This is a genomic window from Paenibacillus kyungheensis (assembly GCF_028606985.1).
GTDB lineage: Bacteria > Bacillota > Bacilli > Paenibacillales > Paenibacillaceae > Saccharibacillus > Saccharibacillus kyungheensis.
In genome coordinates this window covers 655,401-679,414 of the sequence record NZ_CP117416.1, presented here as the reverse complement: position 1 = coordinate 679,414, position 24,014 = coordinate 655,401, and the positions used below count along the sequence as shown (strand labels likewise).

The 24,014-nt window shown below is 39.8% G+C and carries 19 protein-coding genes; 6 read left to right on the top strand and 13 right to left on the bottom strand.

What is annotated here, in order from left to right; translation table 11 throughout:
* Positions 1 to 49: 49 nt before the first annotated feature.
* Positions 50 to 1,174 (top strand): LCP family protein, encoded by a 1,125-nt coding sequence (locus PQ456_RS03010; RefSeq protein ID WP_273614803.1) that lies wholly within the window; start codon positions 50 to 52, stop codon positions 1,172 to 1,174.
* A 160-nt stretch (positions 1,175 to 1,334) separates the two neighbouring features.
* The gene (locus tag PQ456_RS03005; protein WP_273614802.1) at positions 1,335 to 2,654 is read left to right on the top strand and encodes a glutamate-1-semialdehyde 2,1-aminomutase; all 1,320 of its coding nucleotides are present in this window, start codon (positions 1,335 to 1,337) and stop codon (positions 2,652 to 2,654) included.
* A gap of 155 nt (positions 2,655 to 2,809) precedes the next feature.
* Here PQ456_RS03005 and PQ456_RS03000 read toward each other — a convergent pair whose 3' ends face one another.
* Entirely contained in the window at positions 2,810 to 4,210 is a 1,401-nt protein-coding gene (locus tag PQ456_RS03000; protein WP_273614801.1) for an aminotransferase-like domain-containing protein, read from the bottom strand.
* Between the two features lie 230 nt (positions 4,211 to 4,440).
* Here PQ456_RS03000 and PQ456_RS02995 point away from each other — a divergent pair, with 230 nt between their 5' ends.
* Positions 4,441 to 5,388, top strand: coding sequence for a DMT family transporter (locus PQ456_RS02995; protein ID WP_273614800.1), 948 nt, complete (start codon positions 4,441 to 4,443; stop codon positions 5,386 to 5,388).
* 354 nt (positions 5,389 to 5,742) lie between these two features.
* On the opposite strand, the gene PQ456_RS02990 is transcribed toward PQ456_RS02995, so the two are convergent.
* Positions 5,743 to 7,047 (bottom strand): VWA domain-containing protein, encoded by a 1,305-nt coding sequence (locus tag PQ456_RS02990; RefSeq protein WP_273614799.1) that lies wholly within the window; start codon positions 7,045 to 7,047, stop codon positions 5,743 to 5,745.
* Positions 7,048 to 7,205: 158 nt separating this feature from the next.
* Here PQ456_RS02990 and PQ456_RS02985 point away from each other — a divergent pair, with 158 nt between their 5' ends.
* The 3 genes from PQ456_RS02985 (at position 7,206) to PQ456_RS02975 (ending at position 10,079) form a co-directional block, all read left to right on the top strand.
* Positions 7,206 to 8,291, top strand: coding sequence for a hypothetical protein (locus tag PQ456_RS02985; RefSeq protein ID WP_273614798.1), 1,086 nt, complete (start codon positions 7,206 to 7,208; stop codon positions 8,289 to 8,291).
* Between the two features lie 232 nt (positions 8,292 to 8,523).
* A complete protein-coding gene (locus tag PQ456_RS02980) occupies positions 8,524 to 9,696 on the top strand; it encodes an amidase domain-containing protein (RefSeq protein WP_273614797.1) in 1,173 nt (390 codons plus the stop codon).
* A gap of 20 nt (positions 9,697 to 9,716) precedes the next feature.
* The gene (locus PQ456_RS02975) at positions 9,717 to 10,079 is read left to right on the top strand and encodes a hypothetical protein (RefSeq protein WP_273614796.1); all 363 of its coding nucleotides are present in this window, start codon (positions 9,717 to 9,719) and stop codon (positions 10,077 to 10,079) included.
* 160 nt (positions 10,080 to 10,239) lie between these two features.
* Here the strand turns inward: PQ456_RS02975 and PQ456_RS02970 are convergent, their stop codons facing one another.
* The 11 genes from PQ456_RS02970 to uvsE form a co-directional block, all read right to left on the bottom strand.
* The gene (locus PQ456_RS02970) at positions 10,240 to 11,274 is read right to left on the bottom strand and encodes a glycoside hydrolase family 88/105 protein (RefSeq protein WP_273593132.1); all 1,035 of its coding nucleotides are present in this window, start codon (positions 11,272 to 11,274) and stop codon (positions 10,240 to 10,242) included.
* Positions 11,275 to 11,365: 91 nt separating this feature from the next.
* Entirely contained in the window at positions 11,366 to 12,646 is a 1,281-nt protein-coding gene (locus PQ456_RS02965) for a rhamnogalacturonan acetylesterase (RefSeq protein WP_273614795.1), read from the bottom strand.
* A 136-nt stretch (positions 12,647 to 12,782) separates the two neighbouring features.
* Positions 12,783 to 13,649, bottom strand: coding sequence for a carbohydrate ABC transporter permease (locus tag PQ456_RS02960; protein WP_273616224.1), 867 nt, complete (start codon positions 13,647 to 13,649; stop codon positions 12,783 to 12,785).
* Positions 13,650 to 13,690: 41 nt separating this feature from the next.
* Positions 13,691 to 14,596 (bottom strand): carbohydrate ABC transporter permease, encoded by a 906-nt coding sequence (locus PQ456_RS02955; protein WP_204826615.1) that lies wholly within the window; start codon positions 14,594 to 14,596, stop codon positions 13,691 to 13,693.
* Between the two features lie 115 nt (positions 14,597 to 14,711).
* Positions 14,712 to 16,004 (bottom strand): ABC transporter substrate-binding protein, encoded by a 1,293-nt coding sequence (locus PQ456_RS02950; RefSeq protein WP_273614794.1) that lies wholly within the window; start codon positions 16,002 to 16,004, stop codon positions 14,712 to 14,714.
* Positions 16,005 to 16,635: 631 nt separating this feature from the next.
* On the bottom strand, positions 16,636 to 18,195 hold the full coding sequence (locus tag PQ456_RS02945; protein WP_273614793.1) for a response regulator transcription factor: 1,560 nt from the start codon (positions 18,193 to 18,195) through the stop codon (positions 16,636 to 16,638).
* A complete protein-coding gene (locus PQ456_RS02940) occupies positions 18,188 to 19,951 on the bottom strand; it encodes a sensor histidine kinase (RefSeq protein WP_273614792.1) in 1,764 nt (587 codons plus the stop codon). The genes PQ456_RS02945 and PQ456_RS02940 overlap by 8 nt, the downstream gene beginning before the upstream one ends.
* Positions 19,952 to 20,227: 276 nt before the next feature.
* A complete protein-coding gene (locus PQ456_RS02935; protein WP_273614791.1) occupies positions 20,228 to 21,499 on the bottom strand; it encodes an SGNH/GDSL hydrolase family protein in 1,272 nt (423 codons plus the stop codon).
* A 127-nt stretch (positions 21,500 to 21,626) separates the two neighbouring features.
* The gene (locus PQ456_RS02930; protein ID WP_273614790.1) at positions 21,627 to 21,896 is read right to left on the bottom strand and encodes a hypothetical protein; all 270 of its coding nucleotides are present in this window, start codon (positions 21,894 to 21,896) and stop codon (positions 21,627 to 21,629) included.
* 143 nt (positions 21,897 to 22,039) lie between these two features.
* Positions 22,040 to 22,912, bottom strand: a complete 873-nt coding sequence (locus PQ456_RS02925; RefSeq protein ID WP_273614789.1) for an inositol monophosphatase family protein — start codon at positions 22,910 to 22,912, stop codon at positions 22,040 to 22,042.
* A gap of 47 nt (positions 22,913 to 22,959) precedes the next feature.
* Positions 22,960 to 23,961 carry a UV DNA damage repair endonuclease UvsE gene (gene uvsE, locus PQ456_RS02920; RefSeq protein WP_273614788.1) on the bottom strand — a complete coding sequence of 334 codons (1,002 nt, stop codon included), beginning with the start codon at positions 23,959 to 23,961 and terminating at the stop codon, positions 22,960 to 22,962.
* Positions 23,962 to 24,014 lie beyond the last annotated feature (53 nt).

Sequence of the window (24,014 nt, the reverse complement as noted above, 5' to 3'; positions counted from 1 at the left end):
AGATTCTGAAAACATAGTATAGACCTCACCCTCGAAAGGAAGAAAGAACATGAATGTAAAGACAAAGCGAACGCTGCTTTGGACCGTAGCGATCATTGTAGTTGCGGTTATAGGCTATGCGATTTATTACTTCACAGCAGTATATAATCAAATTGATGCATTACAAAAAACAGGCGATGCGTCACCTTTTAAAAATGTGCAACCTACCAATGTCGCCGCTACTCAGCCTCCTGTATGGGAAGGAACCGAACCTGTCAATATTCTTTTAATGGGTGTCGATTCGCGTAGTGCAGACGATGGTGAAATTCCACGCTCAGACACCATGCTTGTCGCTTCACTTGATCCTGTCAAAAAAACCATTCATTTATTCTCGATCCTGCGTGATACGTATATTCCGATCTCTGGTTATGGCGAGAATCGGATCAATAGTGCGATTACACATGGACCGAATACAGCGATGAAAACAGTTAGTGACTTGCTTGGTATTCCGATTCAATATTATGTCTATACGGACTTCCAGGGCTTTATCAAACTGGTAGACGCTGTTGGCGGTATTGATTTTAACGTTGAAAAAGATATGCATTATACCAGTGCAGCAGATAAACACGAATACGATATTGATCTCAAAGCAGGTATGCAACATTTAGATGGCAAAACTGCTCTGCAATATGTACGTTTTCGTCATGATGCCATGTCTGACTTTTCCCGTACGGAAAGACAACGTGCCTTTTTAACTGCGGTTGGTGAGAAAATGAAATCCACCACTTCAATTATGAATCTGCCGACGATCTTACAACAGGTCAATCCGTATATCGATACGAACTTGAGCACTGATGATCTATGGAAACTCGCTTCGGTCGCTTACGATAGTAAAATGAATGGTAGTGACCAACTGCCTCCAGACGATCTACTAGCCGAGAAAAAAGTAGGCGGTGCTGATGTGATCGGTATCAAGAGTAGCGAAGAATTACAAAAATATGTACAAGATGCTTTAAATAAATCAGTAGTGGAACCAACACCGGTATCCACAGGTACTAACAAAAGCGGTACAAGTTCAGACAGTTCTTCGGGCAGTTCCAATTCAAGCTCAAGTACAGAAAGTTCCAGTCCAACCAATACAGGCGGTTCTTCTTCACGCTCTACATCGAACAGCTCAAGTTCTTCAGTGCAGTAAGCCTGTTAAGATAATCACTCAACATTCTGTAGCAACAATGGTAAAATAGAAACAGCGCAGTTCAATCATCGTCACATCTGTAGTTATAGCGCCCATCTAAAGGGCGCTTTTTTCTTGTCTGGACGGTGGTTGCTGTTATTTTGAATAAGGAGCGATTGTATTGAATCCACGAACACGTTCTTCCCAATTATATGAACAAGCACTAGAACATATTGTAGGCGGTGTGAATAGCCCGTCTCGCTCATTTAAAGCTGTCGGTGGCGGTGCACCTGTATTTATGGCTAATGCGAAAGGTGCTCATTTTACAGATGTCGATGGCAATAAGTATATCGATTATCTAGCGGCATATGGCCCGATCATCACCGGACATGCCCATCCACATATCACTGAAGCGATTACAAGAGCTGCCCAAAATGGAATTCTGTACGGTACACCGACAGAACTTGAAATCCAATTAGCAATGATGCTCAAAGACAGTATTCCTTCTCTGGATAAAGTTCGCTTTGTAAACTCCGGTACTGAAGCGGTGATGTCGACGATTCGTGTTGCGCGCGCCTATACCAAACGCAACAAAATTATCAAATTCGCTGGCTGTTATCATGGACATTCGGATCTGGTGCTTGTCGCAGCAGGTTCTGGTCCTTCAACACTGGGGATTCCAGATAGCGCTGGGATTCCAACCAGTATTGCGCAAGAAGTCATCACGGTACCATTCAACAATCTAGAAGCGCTACGTGAAGCATTAGAACACTGGAGCGATCAGATTGCAGCCGTAATGGTAGAGCCGATTGTCGGTAATTTTGGTATGGTTATGCCTGCTCCGGGATTTTTGGAAGGGTTATGTAAGTTAGCTCATGATTATGGCGCTTTAGTCATTTACGATGAAGTCATTACAGCTTTCCGTTTCCATTACGGTTCCAGTCAGACATATGCTGGCTTAGACAATCACGATCAGATCATGCCTGACTTAACAGCACTTGGTAAAATTATTGGTGGTGGACTGCCAATCGGTGCTTATGGTGGTCGCAAACATATTATGGAACAAGTCGCTCCACTAGGACCTGCTTATCAAGCAGGTACGATGGCAGGAAATCCTGCGTCTGTCGCTTCAGGGATTGCTTGTCTGGAAGTGTTGCAAGGCGAAGGCGTCTATGAAGAAATGGAACGCCTAGCTATTCGCTTAACCGATGGATTACGTGAGTCTGCGGATCGTCATGGTGTAGCGATGACCATTAACCGTATTCGTGGCGCATTCTCTACACATTTCTGCGATCATCCGGTAACTGATTACGATCAAGCTCAAGATACCGATGGTGAGAAATTCGCATCCTTCTTCCGTCATATGCTAGATCGTGGTGTATGTCTTGCTCCTTCCAAGTATGAAGCATGGTTCTTAACAACTACTCATGTGGATGCTGATATTGATCAGACGTTGCAAGCGGCAGATGAAGCGTTGAAGTTGGTTGCAGCAGGGAAGTAATGTGCTAGCAGACTTTATAATAAAAAACGTTAATATATAGCTTTGATGATCCCAAACGTAAATCAAGCGACTTGTGAGTATATCACAGGTCGCTTTTTTTGCCTGAATCATCCTACCGTATGCCGTAAAACATTGATTGTAGTAGATGAAGACTATTACTCATGTAGCTTGGGCGTAATCGATAACTTACGAATTTCTTTGGCGATAATGTTCAGTGTGTGGTCAATCTGCTCTTCAGGTACATTGGATACATTCATCCGTAATAGATTAATCGTATATGGACTGTCTGGCAAAAAGTGCTGGCTACCATCGCCTACGATAATGTTCTGCTGTGCTAAACGACGGATCAACACAGAAGTCGGGAAATTATCGGGTAATCTTAAAAAGGTATGCACTGCCTGATTACGAGGAGCATTTGCAAAAATAGGATCAGCAGACAAAGCCTCCAGTGTGCGATGCAACTGCTTGATTCGGCGATCATATCCTTCAAGCAAATAGCGACGATAACGGGTAAACATTCCGTTTTTGATATACATATGTAATGCGGCTTGCGATAGCACAGAACTATCGATATCCAGTAAACGTTTATATTGAGCAAAGGTATCGATTAATGCTGCTGGCAACACTGCTACACCGATTCGTAGACCAGGGAAAAGAATTTTGGAATAGCTTTTGAGATAAATAATATGCTCTGACGTGTCATACGCATACATCGGGTCATTCGAGACAGAGTGTTCTAGATCAGACAAATAATCATCTTCTACGATATACACATCATACTTTGCCGCTAATGCGACTAACCGCTTTTTATCTACTGTCGATAGCGATGTTCCTAATGGATTATGAAATCGTGGAATCACATAAAAGAACTTAATCTCTCCACTCTGGAAAAGGGTCTCGATTCGCTCCCAATCCAGTCCATTCACTGTTCGCTCTACTCCTTCCACAGGTACATGAAGTGCTCCCAGTAATTCGATCAACAAATGGTAACTCGGTTGCTCGATCATAATCGTCTGTCGACCATTTGAAAAAGGCATCATCGTCAAAATCGACAATGCTCGCTGTATCCCTGATGTGACAAATAACTGAGACTCGCGCGCAAATACTTGTACTTCTTCTAACTGTTGTCTTACTTCACACAATAATGGAGGTAAGCCTTGAGGCATCCCATATGAAAATAATTGATCTCGATAGACATGAGTTGCTTGATTCAGACAACTTTGAAAATCGTCATAAGGAAACAACTCAGGTGCTGGCGCTGCTGATGACAAATCAATCTGTTCACGCACTGGATAACGCTGTTGATTATATCCTTGTTGAGCCACATAATATCCGCTTCGATCCATCGCATAAATCCAGCGTTCTTGCATCAATTGTTCATACGCTCCGATTACTGTAGAAGGGCTACACTGATTAGTTTGAGCCATAGATCGAATCGAAGGTAATTTCTGACCCGATACTAACGTACCTGCTTGAATCTGCTGTGCGATATGTACAACTAATTGTTGTTGTTTATTCATAGGTTTACTTTTTGATGTATTTTTAAATTTATTCATGAGTTGGCTCCTCCCTTACCCTGTAGTGCCTTCGTCTACTATACGTACTCTGCTGAATACTTATGGTATAGACCATATTATAGACTCTTCTCCATTGGATCTTCTAAAAGGTGTATACAATCTGTATCGGTACAGTTTGATTTTATCGTGATTGTGAGCTGTTTGTCCGCCACGTATATTGAATAAGCAACCTATTCATATTGCAAATGATCACCTGGAGGTACACACAAATGACTACCCAATCTAATCGTATACCCGCTTACCTAGCTGCTCTAGCTTATGCACTGATTATCGGATTTTCGTTTTTATTTATGAAAATGACGATCAATACAGCACATCCACTCGATGTACTGGCTCATCGATTTTTGTTATCTACTATCGTGTTGGGAATTCCTATTCTGCTAGGCTGGATCAAAGTCACCTGCACCTGGCGAGATATCTGGCGCATTTTACCACTGGCGATGTTATCACCTATTTTGTTTTTTGCTTTTCAAGCGTTTGGATTGTTGTATGCTTCTTCTTCTGAAGCTGGTATTATACAGGCGACTGCTCCTATTTTCACATTGATTCTGGCGACTTATTTTCTCAAAGAACAATCGTCATGGATACAAAAAGGATCACTGTTATTGTCTGTGATAGGCGTTGTGTTTATTTTTGTGATGAAAGGCGGTACCAACTTTTCGCTCAGTAATCTGGGTGGAATCTTGTTATTGATCGGGTCTGCGCTTTGTTTTGCAGGATATGGTGTACTCGCTCGCCCGCTTACCAAGCAGTATAATCCACTTCAATTAACATGGGTAACGATGATAACGGCTTGTGTGTTATTTAATATTGTAGCACTTGGTCGACATCTGATACTCGGGACGGTAATTGAATATGTTCAGCCATTTACAGAGCCACATTATGGATTCGCTTTGCTTTACTTAGGGATATTGTCTTCGCTGGGAACGACTTTGTTATCCAGTTATGCGCTCTCTCATCTGGAAGCGACCAAAATGAGTGTATTTAGCAACTTTGCAACTATTACGTCGATGATTGCAGGTAGTGTATTTTTGCATGAGCAGTTAATGTATTACCATATTATTGGCACAACATTGATTATTCTTGGGGTATTGGGAACCAACTGGGGCAAACGCTCAGGCGATCGATTCAAGCAGATGATAACATCAAAAAGTTAAAGTGAGGTAAAGCCCTCTTTTCAAAAGAGAAGATTCTCTAATCGTTGTTGTTGCAAGATGCCTATTCTAATGCGATAGAAAACTGATATGTGAAAACTAAAAAATAAATTTTACGCATCACGTCTATTTCGTAGCAATGTATAGCCTTTCTTTATTCCAATAAATGATTCTTATCTATCTCAGTTCCTTCTTCTAATTCAAAAAAAGAGCCAAAAGCTAGTAAAAGTCATCTCTACATTATACAAGATGCTTTACTGCCTTCTGGCTCTTTTACTCTTCATTCTTCATTCTTCATTCTTCATTCTTCATTCTTCATTCTTCATTCTTCATTCTTCATTCTTCATTCTTGTGCAATTATGCCAAAATTCCTTTACGTCTTGCTTCTACAATCCAGCTTGGGAATTCGTTCAATAGGCGATCATATAGCTCTTCATCGCTCACTTTAGAAATATCGTCTAATTCGAAAAAGCTGGCATTGTCTATAAAACGTCCTTTGAGCTCATCCAACTGACGCAAAATACCATAATTCGCATTGCCCAGTCCAACAAATTGCCAGAACAGATTTTGATGAGAACTTTCGGTAATTAATTTGGTAATTTTGCTTTTACTGCTGACTCCACCATCGCTAAAAAAGATAATATACGTTGGAATACGTACATTCGGTTCTTCGACTGTATATCTGCGAATCACATCTTCCATCACAGGCGGTTCGTTATTTGTTCCACCTTTACTTCCTAACTTATAGGTGCGCGCGACATAATCTTTGTAATCTTCAGCACGTACACTTGGCGCACGTAGAAATTCTTTAGCAAAAAACCATACATCCAATTCCCCATTATCATCAAATGCCGCCGCAATCGCCAATATACGTTCAAACGCTTCTTGCACGACCCCTTTTTTGTACAAAGAATACATCGAACCCGATGCATCGAACACTACCGCCACTCTGGCTTGAATCGGAGGGATTTGTTTCTTCTCAAGTGATAAGGTGACTTTGCGTTTGAGCAGATCGATTTTGCCTATCGATGTATTTACTGGTGGAGTGATCGGTTCAGGTGTGGATACAGGCTCAACAACCGGCACAGGTGTTGGATCAGCCGGACTTGCTTGCGAAGGCGCTGTTTCTTCTTCAGGACTATCGTCAATTTCTACACCAAATGATTCTGCTAAAGGCTTCAAACCGCCAAAAAATCCACGTCCAATCGCTCGCACTTTGAACCCTTGCTGATAGCGATACACTTCTATAAAAATAAGCGCAGTCTCTGCTGTCGCTTCTGTAATTGTATATGTAATCTCTTGTTCACCAAGCGTAAGCACCGCTTTGCAACCTTGTACTTCTGCAAATGTGCCTGCCCCTTCTAACGTAGCTGTAAATACACATTTGGCAATAGGAGCCGCTTGCAATTTAGTCATATTTAACGCAAATTGTGTACTCCGCTCTGTTGCTTGTTCCAAATGCACTGATTGATGCGGATCGACATTTTGATTGTAAAAAATAAAATAATCATCTGAAGGTACTTTGCCTGCTTCATTTACCATAAAGCAACTGATATCCAGCGGCGACGGTGAAGCATCACATTGAATCATTACTTTTAACGAATCCCCTTGCGCCAGATTGGTATTTTGTCCTTGATTCAGTACGATATGTTCACTAGCCATAAGAGCAACCCCTTTTTCAATCATTATTTTTATATTATTACCATAAAGCCTATTATTTACCTCGTCAAATCTAAATAGTACACATGCTGCAAATATACGGTATAATATATATAGGTATGCTACATAAAATAAAGGATGTGCAGAAAGGATTACCTGTGATGAAAAAATGGATTCTAACGTTAACACTATTGCTATTATTACCTGTACAAGCATTTGCTGCTAATCCTACAGATGATCATTTATCTTTTCCAGACGATTTTCGGATCGATACACAGATTGTGAATCTACCTCATGATCAAGCAGTTCTAGTAGATATAGCGAATAACCGCATAGAAATCGTGAATTTGAACACATCGATGCCTCTTTGGAACAATACGTATGATCGTATTTTCAGCTATAACGTATTGACCAGTTCTAACAAATTAGTATTAATTGTACAACATAAACAATCCCTAAAAAAAATCACATTATCAACAGCTCAAGCAACATCAGGCAAAATTTTATCAACGGTTACGTTACCTGCACACTTGTATCAAGTCGTGTCGGGCAATGGTTCGCAGTTAGCATGGTCTGCTCCTACATCCACTAGCAAAGAACAAATTGTTGTTCAGTCGAGCAAGCAGTTATCGGTCTATCAAGCACCTTGGAAACAAGCATCTCTGACTACAACGCCAACGATTCAGCAGACGTTTAACTATGAAAATGCTAATCCAACTCAAGTAAAAATGTTCTCTCATTACGTGGTCGCTCAATACAATGGTGGTAGCTTGATGCAAACGCAAAATGTGTTTTACATTTGGGATACTGCTCATCCTAACGTAAAAGCCAAAACGGTTACCGTACCGTGGAATCTAGATGCTGATTTTCAATTACAATCGAATGAATTGATTGTCTACACGACCAATATTAAAGGAAATCCGTTAGGCGCTAATACAGACAAACCTTTCCCAATCTATGCTCGTTACAATCTAGCTACAGGTCAACGTGTATATGAAATGATTCGTACGTTAGCTGATCGTGATGAAAAATGGACAACCGATTACAATAACAATCAAGTCTTTCTCATTGATAATAGTGAACAGAAGAATTATCTGTATGATCGTAATGGCAAAGAAATCTGGCAAATGCCCCAAACATCTGAGAATACGGTATCCAAATTTATTAAATACGAGAATGGTATACTCTATATGATCGTTGAGAATCTAGATCATCAGTTCTCGATTGTGAAGCAACCGTTATTGTAAATTTTCAAACCTAAAATACCATTTCAATTAGATAACTGAAATGGTATTTTAAGTTATAAGTTCAAATATTATTAATAGAAAAAATTAAAACATAAGCAAATATTTTGTCGATTAATTAGATATATAGACCTGAAATTTTATATTCAAATTATTTATTTAGGAAAAATAACACATTGTTACCAATTTCAAACTATGTTAAAGTTTAAAAATAATTTATATAAGGAGGAATACAATGAGAAAATCAAAAAAATTCTTATTACTATTATTTATTATCTTCACTTTTTTTGTAAGTCAACTACCTTCTAATGCTTTAGCAGAATCTAATCAGTTACATACAGATTCCTTAGAATATCCCCAAACAGAATTCAGGGAGTATATAAATAATGTAGCTACTGGTAAAGTAGAAGTAAATATTCCTAATCTAATAGAAACAACTGTAACAAAAGAAGAAGCAGAAAAAAAATATGCTATAGCTATTAAAATAATAAAAGATTACATAAATATAAATTCAATTACAATAGAACAGAATCTAGATAATACTGAATATCAATTATTTATTAAAGGTTTAGGAACTTCTCTTGATGATTTTTCAAGTAAAGATAGAAATTATATAATAGAATTTGTAAAGTTTATGGATTTCTATGAGAACAAAGAAAAAAATAAACAAATCAAAAATTTTAAAAATAAATTATATACAGCTTCTATTAACGAGAATGAACTCAATGAACTTTACGACTTGATCCCAGTTTCTTCTTCTGACCCAATCACTGTTCAATCTTCTGTATATGAAATACAATCTTCTGTACATGAATCGGTATACGAAGATAAACCCAAAAGTTTTTTAACACCTAATGCTTATTCAAATGGTTATAGTTCAATTAATGCAAGAGATTATGCTTATAAATGGTGGAATGGTAGAAATCCAACCTACTCTAACTACTATGCTAATTATAATAAGTGTTCTTTAAGTTCAAAAGCATGTTGGGCTAAATGGAATGATTGTACAAATTTTGTTTCTCAAGCATTATATGCAGGTGGTATGTCACAGTGGAAAGGTCCATACTTAACTGGAGATAATGCTTGGTATTTTTCAGATAATTTAATTTCAAAACCTTCACATAGTTGGGGTGGCGCAAATAATTTTTATCATTTTTGGCGTACACGTACTACTTTAGCTGCTAGTGCTTCGAAAGCTGATATGGGTGATCCAGTAAACGCAGACTTTACTAAAGATGGAGATATTGATCATACTGCATTAATTACACTTTTAAAAGATGGCCATTTTTATGTAACACAACATACAGATGACAAAAAAAATAATGCTCTTAGCTCTTGGTATTCTGCTGGCTACAATGTTTATATTTGGAAAATGAATAATGCTGCAAAAAGTCCTAATGAACGTTAATTCATAATGAGGTGTGTAATATGCGTTTTTTATTAATCTGTTTTGTTGTTCTACTTGCATCTTGCTCAAATTCTACATCTTCTCAACCATCAAAAGATACGTTCTCTTATGTGGCTGAATTAAATAACTTGCCTGTTCCTTCAAGTGCTACAGAAGTAGCTACGATTTCTGATAATGATCTAAAAAATTACAAAGTACCGGAAACATTTGATACATTAACTACAGACTATATTGCGAAATTAAAACAGGATAAGTGGAACGTTCAACCTATCGAAAGTAACAAAGTGTTATCTATTGAGAAAGATTCTAAGCATTATACTTTATTTATTACTAAAAGTTCTGATCAAAAAGTAACGAATGTTACGGTAAGACAAAGCAGCTAGAAATTTGTCGTTTCACTGCATGTAACCTAAAGAAAACACGCTGCTCTTTGAATAAGAACAGCGTGTTTTTTTATATTTTATTTGCTGAATTAAAATGTCCAGGAATAATACTATGCTATATTTTTTCAAAATAACGATCGATATGATCGCTTCATGATAATCAACCAAATACGTCTTCTTTGGTACGTACCAATTGAGCTAGAAAAGCTAAGCCCAGTCCTTGTCCCCATCCTTGAATACGTTTGGCAGGTACTTTGCGGTAGCCATCAATATCATTCATGACGGCTGTCCCTGCGGAAACGCCTGTTATAGTACCGTCTTCTTTGATCTTCGACAAAATGCCATCAATCGCTTTTTGCGTATATTTATTGTACAGTCTGCCTTGCAACAATAATGCTGTCGCGATACCCGCAGAACCGGATGTTTCCAGATATGAAGTCTCATCGGTCAGTACGGTATGCCACAATCCTTCTGGTGATTGCAGACGTACGAGAGCGCTTAATTGATCTCGCAAAGAACCGTCAATAATCATATACGATGGATGTTGCACTGGAATAAACTTCAATGCTTTTGCCATGGTCAGTGCCGCCCATGAATTACCACGCGCCCAATACATGCCTGACATATGATGCTGATTCACATGATCCCAACCGTGATAATACAGATTGGTATCGTTATCTTGTAAAAACTCTTCATGTCCATGATACTGCTTCAGACCATCCTCGATATATTTCTCATTGCCTAACAAATGACCGATCCGTAGCAAATAATACCCTGCCATAAACATCGTATCTACCCATGCTTGCTGTGGAAATACATCGGTAAGTGAATTGACCGTATGCTGGAAAATACCATCTGCAAAACGCTCTGCTTTGCTATCTAGAAATTCAGCCATTTCTTTTGCAATATCTAAATACTTTTCTTCGCCTGTTGCTTCATATAAGGTAAGCAGACAATGACCGATCGATACCCCGTTGACCGATAACTGTGGTAATCCTTCTTCAATCTGCTCATCGATCCAAATTTTAAGTTTGTCTAGATATTCCTTTTTTCCTGTTGCTTCATAGGCTTCGCAGATTCCGTAAAAAGCAACTCCACCCGGCCAATCCCAACGAAAATCCATATTAAATGTACGTTCAACCACACGATCAATCACATCACGGATATGCTGTTCATCAAATTGTAAAGCAGGCATAACTAATCATCCTTTCTGTATCGCATATTAGATTGTCAGTAGATTCGAAATGTCATGAGGATCACTCTATACAAAAGTAACGATATTAGCATTAGCGCAAATACATCACTAACGGTTGAATCGCCAACGTACGAATACTTTCAGTAACCAGTCCTGCTACCTGCATAGCACCTTGTTCTTGAAAATGAGTATTGTCTTCCATCCCATCGGGAAAATGTAGATACTCCCCTGGATAGAGCCAGACGAATAACGATTTACTTTGTTCTTCACCCAGTGACTCTAACAATACTTTGGTCTGCTGAGCGAGATCGATTAGTGGAACCTGTTGCTCTGTCGCTAATTCTTTTATTGCTACAATATAGTCGCCATGAGTATCTGTAAGAACGCCATCTGCTCCAAAGTAACGCCGACTAACCGGAGTTATCAAAATTGGAGTTGCCCCTTTGGTATGAGCGACTTCGATATATTGCAATAAGTACTCTTTAAATGTAGTAAATGGCTCTGTCCCGCGTGCCGGATCATTTTTTTCATCATTATGACCGAATTGAATACATAGAAAATCCCCTGCTTTGATCTGGTCTGCAATTATAGCCAGTCTACCTTCATCAATAAAGCTTTTGGAACTGCGACCGGATACTGCATGATTATCGACACAGACATCGTGCTTGAATTTTGCAGGTAACATCTGCCCCCAACCCGCATAAGGAGCTCCACCTTGCTTCTGATCAGTCACTGTTGAATCGCCAGCGATAAATAGTTTGAGTGCTTGCGGTACAGCTGTAATCTCAACCACATTTAGACGTGGAGCTTTGCCGCTGATATGCAATTGCAGTTGATGTTCAATCACCGGAACGGTAAATAGTTTATTTACAAATTGACCGGGCAATGTATCTACAGGCGGTAACATCAGCTTGCCAGCGCCACATTTAATGATCGTATGAGTAGCGGCTTGTTCATCTCCAACCGTAATCTGGATCTGATATGTACCGTTAGGCAGATCGGTTATAAATGAAGTGTCCAGTGGAATACAGAAGCTACTTAGCAAATGATTAGAAGTCTCTGCGAATAGATCTCCACTTAGCAGATTGCTTCGATCTCGTCCGTATACCCTCTCAGGATGTGCAAATCCATAACTTGATCCAGTCTGCACATTTTCATATCGATCATCAGGAGACACAGATATATAACCGGGAGTAACTTCTCCCGGTCCAAAATCATATCGCAATGGTGATAACAACGGTTCATGTGCTGAGAGATCGGATGCAGATGCATGAAGCGTAGATGAAGGATCACCTAATGCTGCATGGGCATCGCCACCTTCTGTGATCCGCCATTGTTCTGTAGCCGTCTCAGTAGCTGATTTGTGATTCATTTGGCTTCACCATCCTTGCATAGATCGCTTTAATGATTATCTATATGGTACATAACATCTATTTCGATAACTTCAATAATGAGCAACATAAAGTATTCAGTATGAGATATCTACCTAGCTATTGTTGATCCGTATCTTATCCTTTGATCCCGCTAGAACTGATCCCTTCGACAATATGTCTTTGGAAAGCAAAGAAGATCGCTACCACAGGCAATAGACTTACGATAGACATCGCGAACATCGCTCCCCAGTTAGAAGAAGATTCGCTATCCAAAAACATTTTCAATCCCATCGAGACCGTATATTTATCCGGTGAATTCAAGTAGAGTACCGGACCTAGTAGATCTTCCCAGCGCCAGTAAAAAGAGAAAATCGCTGCTGTCGCCAGAGAAGACTTGATCAATGGCAAAATGATCTGTATAAACAAACGGAATTTGCCACACCCATCAATCGTCGCCGCTTCATCCAGATCTTTCGGAATCGTCCTGATAAACTGTACCATCAAGAAAATAAAGAACGGTGCACCGAAAAATTGCGGTACCACAATAGGAGCAATACTGTTTAACCATCCTAATTTAGTGAAAATAATATATTGCGGAACCAATACCACATCATGAGGTAACATTAAGGTCACCATCATAATCGCAAACCAGAAGTTCCGACCTTTAAAATTCAAACGAGCAAATCCGAAAGCAATCACTGCCGAAGAAATAACTACTCCGACTGTCGATATCGCTACAATTACTAATGAATTCCACATATAATGCCCGAAAGAATAACCACCGACACCTTTCCAACCGGTAATATAGTTATCCCACATCCATTGAGCAGGCAATAATGTATTCGCTGTAGCAAAAATGGTACGGCTTTCTTTAAATGAACTGAGCAACATCCATGCAATCGGATACATCATCAAGATCGCCAGTAACCCGACAAAGATATGATATATAGGCCATTTGATTTTGCGCCAGAACCACCCTTTTTGCGCGCGTGTACTGCTCATTACATTGTATTCAGGGATAGACGCTTTACGTTCAGCCATAATTAACGTCCTCCTTCTGATTCATAGAACACCCACATTTTAGATGTTTTGAATAATACAAATGTTAGAATACCGATAAAGATCAACATCACCCAAGCCATCGCTGCCGCATAACCCATATTGTTGAACATAAATGCCTGACGGAATAAGTAAAGTGAATACAACATTGTTCCATCCAGAGGGCCACCTTCTCCTTTGGAGATAACATAGGCAGGTACAAATGTCATAAATGCACTAATCGTCTGCATAATCAGATTAAATAAAATAACCGGACTGAGTAACGGTAATGTAATATTCATAAATTTGCGTACAGGTGAAGCACCATCAACACTGGCGGCTTCATACATTTCAGGTGAAATATTTTTTAAGCCAGCAAGGAAAATCAACATCGATGAACCGAATTGCCATACCGATAACGTGATCAGCATGCCCAGTGCAGCGGTAGCATTACCAAACCAATTGACAGGTGCTGCGCCGAAAGCCATTAAGAAATGGTTGACGATCCCTTGCTCACTAAAAATATTACGCCACATAATAGATACAGCTACACTACCACCAATAATGGATGGTAAATAATAAATCGTTCGATATGTACCCACCATCCGTGATGCTGTATTGAGCACCATCGCTACAAATAAAGCAAAAGCTAATCGTAAAGGAACACCTACAAAAACATAATAAATAGTCACTCTGACCGAGTTCCAATATTTCGGATCATTGGTAAACATTTTTTCAAAATTACCAAGTCCTATCCAGCGTGGCGAAGTAAACAAGTTATAGCTGGTAAACGAAAGATACAACGATATAAACATCGGGATCAAAGTAAAAGCCAGAAATCCAATAATAAAAGGGCTAATAAAAGCATAGCCGGTCAAATTGGTTTTTAAAGACTCATTACGTATAGCCATAAGCGTTCGCACCTCCTCAGATCGTTGAGATTTTGAAAGAAAATCGTGAACCGATTGGATATACATTCTCCAGCGATCGGTTCACGTTCTCTACATCTATCAGCTAACGAGTTCGTTACGGTTGATTGTTTGACAAGATCGCATTCGCATCTGCCCGGAACTTCGGTGCAACTTCAGCAGCAGTAGCTTGTCCAAAGTTAATTTGCTCTACATAATCGGTTAATGCTGCAATAATCTCAGCCGACCCTACAGGTGGTGGTGGGCTCATTGGTGAACTGATTGGCTCCATTTTAGCGACAAAATCAAATACTTGTTTCTCGGTTTCACTTAGTTCTGGTGCTACAGCTTCTTTAACAGCCGCAGAAATTGGTACACCACGTTCGCCTTTGATCAATTTATTGGCATCTTGATTGTTGATCCAGAAGTCGATAAATTTAGCTGCTTCGTCTTTGGATTGCGAACTTTTCGCTACAGCCCAGTACATACTTGGTTGCATATAAATTCCTTTTTCCATATCAGGCCCTACCATCGGAGCAAGCTCCATCGGACGATTCACGACACGTTGTAACGCTACAAATTGGTTCGACCATTGCCAGATCCCGATGCCTGTACCTTTTACAATATCGGATTCTTCCAGAATCCCTTTGGTCTGGTTCAATTTTTCCTGAGAAGGTACTGCGCCTTCTTTGATCAGTTCAGCTAACATACCGAAGAATTCTGTAAATAGCGCATCATCTTCATATCCAAGTGCTGTTCCTTCAGCATTGTAAAGCGATTGACCTTTGGTACGTAAAAAGTAGTTAAAGAAAATATCTGCTGCCATTGAGCTATCAAAGTAGATTCCTTTGTCTTTCGCTTTAAGTGCGATTTCTTTGTATTGATCCCAAGTCCAATTGTCTGGAATTTCGCTGATGCCTGCTTTTTTCAAAATCGCTGGATCGTATTGGAATCCTAAAACGTTAACCCCTGTTGGCATACCGTATTGTACGCCACCTATTACACCTGTTTTAAGTACGTTTTCAGTCACATCATCGACTTTAATTTTGCTTCCTAAGTATGGGGTCAGGTCTTCCAATTGTCCGTTTTTAGCGTATTGGCTAATATAAGATACGTCCATTTGCATAATATCCGGTAATTGATTAGCGGCTGCTTGTGGAGCTAGCTTTTTCCAATAATCATCAAAAGAAGCATATTCGATATCAATATTTACACCGGGGTTTTGCTCTTTGTACATATCAATAATTTTCTGAGTATATTCATGTCGAGTATCTGATCCCCACCAAGCGATCCGAAGTGTTTTGCCGTCTGTACCTCCACTAGCATTACTACCTCCGCCACCTGAATTACCACAAGCTGTGATGAAAAGTAGGATTGTAACCATCAATACCAGTGCTGTCTTTTTTCTCATTATATTCTCCCCTTTCGTTAATCAAGCTGATGATTGCTGTTCATATTGCTTAAAATCAATAAGTAGAATGTAATAATGCTCCTTTTTTGTTAACGCTTACATTTAAGTTATACCTTCATTTTCGCAGATGCCAGATCACAAATGAATACACAAATCCGATGTGATCGTGTAAAAAACAGAGTAGTCTGAATTTGGATGATGACGGATATTTGTATTCAAATGAATTGGTTTACGGTATCAAGGGGCTGTCGCTACGATCATCATCTTATTCTTATCGTCGCTTGTTGTCATGAACTCCCTTGAATAACTGCTAAGCGGTAGGGAGTTCATGACAAAGGCGATCGCTTCGCTCTTTCAGAATATGATGATGCTCTTCGCTTGTGCGCTGAGATACGCTAGATAGATTTGAGTCAAAATAAAAAGCGACCATCAAAAGTCGCTTTATTCTTTGTTCTTTATTCTTTATTCTTTATTCTTTATTCTTTGTTGAAGTGTACTATTATTCGTATCCATTCATTTACATCACAGCATAATAGTTAGACAAGTAAACTCCAAAAGATAAAACTTCATTACAAGTTATAGCTACAATAAGTTATATCTACAAAAAGTTTATTTTATATTTGCTTTTGCTCTACTCTTCACTTTTCCGATATTCGGTTGGGGTCATGCCTGTCCACTTTTTGAATACCTGACTGAAATATTGAGAGTTACCACCGAATCCGAACAGTTCGGCGAGTTCGAATACTTTGACATCACCGCTACGACGAATATGATCGGTGGAGCGTTCGATTCGATAACGATTGACATAATGAGAAAAATTATCGCCAGTCACTTTTTTGAAAATTTTACCGAGGTAGTCCGGGTTCATATACAGCATTTGATTAGCGACTCCGTTTAGCGATAATTCAGCACTGGTGTAATTTTGCTCGATGATCTGAATCATTTTATTGACGACAGAAGATTGGCGATTCACATTGCTCTTATAGTAACTCATCGTTAAGTAAGCAGCGGCTTCCTGTACGAACTCATGTAATCCAGTTAATGTATCTAGCATTGCCAGTTCTGCCATTCGACCTGTAAATAAAGAACGTTCTTCTGGCAAGCATAGACGGATCATCACTGCATATAATTGCAATACATACGAGCGCGTCACTCCGATATCATGTCGCCATTCCGCTAATGTTACAAATAAACGATCAATCTCCGCGGTCACTTCTTCCATTTGTCCAGATTTAATTAACAATGTAAAAGCTTCTTCATCCATTTCAAACGAAGTATTATCTTTCTGGTCAGCCAATGCTAGATCCGACTTGGTAATAATACTGCCTTCCCCTACATAAAAGCGGTGATTCATACATTGCTGTGTATCCCGATACATTCGCCGTAATGAGATCATATAATCCGGTTCGCTTAGAGCAATCGTCACATCTAATTTGTAAAAGCCTGCAAACACTTGTTGTACATGTTCCAGATCACTAATCAGCTTGGTAATCGATTCAGGATCATCCAGTAAAAGTAGTAATTCATCTTGCATATGAATCGTTGTTCCCATCAATACACCATCTAGTAGATCATCAGCGATATTTTTGAGTGCAAATAAATGTTCATATTCATGCGATTCTTCGACACGCATCAAAGCCATTCGTACCGGACGGTCACGCAGATTCAGATGAAATAATTGCTCATAATAAGCAAGGTCACGCACCCCGTACATTTTATTAGCGATAAATTCTTTCAGAAATTGTTCTTTCACCTGTGGCAACATGCGTGTAAATTGCTCTTTCATACTGTTTACAAATTCATCACGCTCATGCTCAACCTCACGTTCGGATAACAATTCACTGATCGCTTCTTGAATCTGGCGTTCGTTACAAGGCTTCACCAAATAATGTTTCACCCCATACTGCATCGCTCTACGGGCATAATCAAAATCTTTATAACCGGACAACATAATAAAGCGCACCTCTGGAAATGCAGCATGGGTTTTGGCGACCAGTCCAATTCCATCGAGTCCGGGCATAGAGATATCACTAATCACGATATCAGGGCAATTTTCTTGAATACGCTCATAGGCTTCCAGTCCATTACGTGCGGTGCCGATCAATTCGGTTCCACTTTCATGCCAGTTCACGACCTGTGATATCCCTTCCAAGATCATCCGTTCATCATCGACTAACAATACTTTATACATCTTGCGCTTCCCCTCTCTCATAAGGAATACGAATATGAAAAGCAGTAATCACACCGGGCAAACTTTCGATCTCCATTCCGTAATCCGAGCCAAATGTCAGCCTTATCCGTTCGGTTATATTGCTGAGTCCAATCCCTTCACCACGCGTCTGTACTTGTCCACTATGTAGACGTTCTAGAAATTCAGCCGTCATTCCCGGTCCGTCATCTTCTACACTGATATAGAGCAGATCTTCTTCATGTCTCACTACAATACGAATATGGCACACGTTAACACTCGGCTCCAGCGCATAATGAATCGCATTTTCGATCAGCGGTTGTAGCGTTAATTTGGGAATTAGCGCATCTTTGAGATCGTCAGGAATATCGACTTCAAAATGCAAACGTTCTTCAAAGCGCATCTGCTGAATCGTGACATAGCTATAAACAATATCAAGTTCGCGTCCTAACGGAATCAATTTTTCGCTCATATTGACAGAGCTTCGTAATAAAAAGCCTAACGCTTCGACCATTTCAGAGATTTTGGATTGTTTGTTAACTTTCGCCATCCAGTTAATCGATTCTAGGGTGTTATAGAGAAAATGAGGATTAATCTGTGCTTGTAGCGCTTTAAGTTCAGTTTCGCGAATAATCAATTGTTTGGCATAATTTTCATCAATCAATTCACTGATTCGCAGTAACATTCGGTTAAATGTGCGGTGCAGTAACCCTACTTCAGTCTGTGATCCTTCAAGCACAGGCCCGAGTGTTAATTCTTCCAGACGATCCAGATTGCCAGTCTCTACGGTTCTCATTTTCTGCAACAAGCGTTCCATCGGTCTTGTAATACTGCGCGATAATCGTGTGCCAAATGCCAGCCCTAGCAAAAAGATCGCAATAAATATAATCGTCACCAGACGCTTCATCCATGTTATTCGTTCAAACATTGGATCAAATGGCGTCATATGCAAGTATGTCCATCCGGTATATGGCGATTGAATACGAGCAGAGAAATAACCACCTTCCGGCAAATTCACTACACCATAAGGCTGATTGCGACTCAATTCTTGATTGATTTCAGTTTCGCTAAATGACACCTTTTCAGGATAAACAATCTGTTGATGATCTGCGATCACAAGTGTACTTCCAGCAGACTGATGCACCTGTTTATCGACAATCCGGTCTATCCGAATCCGAATAATCACTGTACCTAGATTTTTCAGCGTGAAGGTTGATCCGGTAAAAGCCTTGAATTGACGAACTGCTAACAAAGAAGACTTGCCCCCGACATACCACGAATTGGCTCCATCATTCTGATCTGCTAATGTGGTTAGATCGGTTCGCAATTCAGCCGGTATCCCTTCTCGATTGCCTGCTGACATTACCTCACCTTCTTTGTCGATCACCATCATCGAATAGACAAAAGGCTCCGAACCTGCAAAAGCGATCAACCGATTGGTTAGCTTTTTGCGTAATACATTTTTTTGATACACTGAATTGGTCTGTTCCAGCTCTGTTAAGTAGCGTTGCAATTGTTCGTCGGTAACTACTTTAAATGATAAATGTTCCATATCTTTCAGTTGATTTTCAATACCGACAGAAGACATATTCAGTAATTCAGATGTCTTTTCGTACATTTGGCTATCATACGTTTCATACAAATTGCTTAATACCAATGCGTAAAAAGCAAAACTTCCTAACAACAATGCAGAGATCAGTAGCAACATTTTACGATGAATACCTAAATTATTGTAAGCGCTTTTAATTCTGGTAAACATAAGAATGGTTTCCACCTTTGCTACCCCGACGTATTTACATTTTTAATAATAACGTTTACATTTTTATTAATTAAATTCCAATTACTGTATGTTTATTATAGCGTGAATGATCCAAAATTTCAGTATATGTTTATAAATAGGTTCACAAATCTATTGATAGTATTAGCAAAAAAAGACATCCTTTGAGATAGAATGTCTTTTTTTATTGCTATATTTTCTATTGTCACTTGGTCATTATCATCGTTAATCATTACTTATATTATCAATTCACTTCAATTATGATCTGATAAAAACAGCTTTCCAGCGGGCTACATATTGTACATCATAATCAAATGCTTGAGTGAGTACAGTTAAAGGTACATAGACTTTGCTTATTCCTTTAGTTGTTTGGACAAAAGCAGCATAATCGACAGACTGCGTAGCCCCATTTACTTTTATTTTTTTACTATTTACAGGAATACTGATTTTGTTTTTGCCACTTTGGATCGTAGCTGTTTGTGAAGTATTAGACCAATTTACTGTGGCACCTAGAGCTGTTGTTACATCTCGCAACGTTACATACGTTTTGCCATTTCGAATAATAGGCTTATATGTTGTTGCTAACGGTTGCCCATTCGTTACAATAGCAGGTGTTGCAGAAGAACTAGATTGTCCTTTGACAAATGGACTCAGGTAGCCTTTGCTTCCCCAGATCGTCTGTATAAATGTACGTGCTATCGCATCATATCCAGTCTGATTCGGATGGATATCTCCCTCAGCGATATGAGTCATCGCTAATTCTTTACCCGGAAAATCTTTGGAGATATGAGCTACACGTACATCATATCCTTTGGCTACATACGATTTCGCTGTTTGATCTACAATCTGGCTAAATTGATTTGCGACTGTATTAAGCCCTGCATATAATTTGGTACCTACTTGAACAGGCATAGGTTGATATTGATCTGCAACCACGATAGTTGCTTTGGGATTGAGTGATGTGACTTGCTTCATAATATTGTCGATATTGATTTTGTACTTTGTCCCTACTTGATCTAGATTAAGACTGGAAATGTCTTGTGGTAATTCATTTAAAGAACCCAGCGCATTCAAAAAATCATTGCCACCAATCGTGACCGTAATCAGATCTGCTTGCGCAATATCTTTTTTCGCTTGAACTGTATCTAACGTATAGACGGCTCCTGGCAAATTGCTTTGGATATCTTTAGTCGTGATCGCTGTTCCTGCGGTGACTGCACTTAGATAATTATCCAGCCCTGTACTGGTAAGTCCAAGTATACTGTGATTATCTGATTGTACGGTTGCGCGGAACAATCCTTGCTCTGCTACTCGTGGTGCAAAGCCATCATAGTAAGAAGCTTTTACACCTGGTTCGTATCCTGCTGTAAGCGAATCTCCTAAAAAGACCATATGTGAAAAAGCTCGCTTGGGATCTGGAGTCTGACTTGTGGTTGCTGCATGTACAGATGAACTTCCTATACCTGCACTACTGACCAGAATAAACATAATCATGACAAAATACAGTATGCCTTTAGAATTGCTTTTCATTCACTGCTTCACCCTTTCTCTGTCTGTATATCTCAATCTAATTTGTTGACGTATGCACACCAAAAAAGCTGTTATCTATTTTCCCTGGAGGGTGATAGATAACAGCTCTGTACCCTGTATCCTATAATCAACGAGACTCTGTATCATCTGTTGACTCTGGGCGCTTGATTTTGTTCATGTACTCATCATAACGTCCATCAATTTCTTTTGCCATTTTGCGATACTGCTTGGTTTCTTCAGCGATTGGATCAAGTGTCGTCTGAATCCGAATCTCATACTTTGAAGGGATCATCCGTCGCTCTCTTGCTTCACGATCTTCTTCTTGCATCAGACCTTCTGTCAGACGCTCGGTCAATTCGCGTTCCAATTCTTCTGCTGATTTCTCAAATGAACTCATCGTGACTCACTCCTTTAACGATAATAATAGATTCGCCATAAGGACTTTATGCGTTATAGTATAACTTCTTTCTCTATCTTATGATTACCCAAAAAAGTAGAGATACTAATCGTAAGCTGAGCAATTGGTCGATGATCTCTAGGTTACTTTTGCGCAGGAATATGTTGTAAGCCTGCCTCATGTAATTCAGTCATCAATTCTTGATGAATATGACCGTTGGTTGCTAATACGTTACGTACAGCTAGATGATAATCTTCACCAGAAATATCGCCAATACGTCCGCCGGATTCGGTTACTAACAGTGAACCTGCCGCCAGATCCCAAGCATTCAATCCAATTTCCCAATAAGCGCTAAGCCGTCCTGCCGCTACATAAGCTAAATGTAGAGCTGCTGAACCCCCGTTACGAATACTGCGTACTTTCGGTACAATCGCATTCAGTCCACTCATATTCAGACGCAACGATTCACCACGATCTGCCGGGAATCCAGTAGCCACTAAGCTTTCACCCAGTGTAGCTTCTTGTGAGACTTTCATTAGATTACCATGTACATAAGCGCCTTTGCCTTTTTCGGCTACAAATAATTCATCATGAGAAGGATCATAGATCACACCAATAATCACTTCGCCTTTGTGTGCTAACGCAATCGAAACACAATAGTATGGGAAACCATGCACAAAGTTAGTCGTGCCATCGATAGGATCGACGATCCATACATATTCTGAATCTTTAACCGCATTGATCGCTTGAGCGGAAGCCGCTGCGCCTGCGCCTACACTTTCTTCGCCCAAAAATTCATCGTCCGGGCAGTACGTTAAGATCAATTTGCGAATCATTTGTTCTGCGCCTTTATCGACTTCTGTTACCAAATCTTGTGAAGATACTTTGGTGTTCAACTGTTTATAATCGCCTAGTTTGCTTTTGATCCATTCTCCCGTTTTGGAAGCTGCATTAATAGCTACCGCTACTTTGCTTTTTCCGCTCACTACATAAGGTACTTTTTGTTGTTCTTCCATCATTTCATTCCCCCTGATTTCTGGAATTGACATCTACCTACATTATATCATGAGAACACTTCGATACTTCCACCGTCTATGATCCGTACTCCATCGTTTTCGTACATTGTCAAGTCACGCATCAATTGAAATAACGCATGGTCTTTGTGCTTCGCTTCCAGCATCACATCCAGATGAGAAGAAGTACGTGCAGCTACTCTTAGAAAATCAAGTAAAGGGCCAGTTTCTACACCGTCAGCATGACTGCGGCGATCGGTTTCACTTTTTGGACTAGAGGCATGGATTTTGGGTGGTAAATGTACACCTTCAGGTACATCGGTGCGTGCTAATGGCGATTTCCATGTCTTGGCGACTTCTTCCCACCAGTCTGAAGCAGGTTCTCCATGACAATTCACCATATGATGATGGATATCTAGTACCATCGGTAATCCAGTCTGTTGAGCGACTGCAAGCGTCTCACCGGTAGTATACGTTTTGTCATCATTTTCAAGCGTAATCCGGCACTGAATCTCTGCACTCAAGCGACCAAAATGTTCTACAAAACGTGCAGCAGACGTAGGCTTATCCCCATACGCACCGCCGATATGAATATTATTCTTGGAACGAGCATCCAGCCCCATCGCTTTGAGCATATTCACATGATATTGCAGATCACGAATCGACGAGATCAGCACTTCCGGTCTTGGTGTACTGAGCACTGTATAATGATCGGGATGAAATGATACTCGTAGATCATGTTTACGCACATACTCGCCGATCTCTGCAAATGGTTCTGCTAACGCTTCAAACGGATTCCAATCATGCAAATCAGTATGAGTCGCTAGCGGAATCAATTTGGATGAAAAGCGGTACATCTGGATGCCTTCTGCTACATTATGGCGTAATAAACGCAGTGTATTGTGTAAGTTGGTTGTTGCGATTTGTTCTAACGCACGCAATCCTGCTTCGCGATCTGGCAGTTTGCTAAATCTAGCCATAGTCATTGTTTTAGAAGGTGAAGAATCTGCGATTTCAAGCGACATCGCCACATAGCCGAATCGTACAATCATATATTTCAAGTGCCTCCTCTAGAGTAATATTCACTGGTGTATACAGAAGAAAA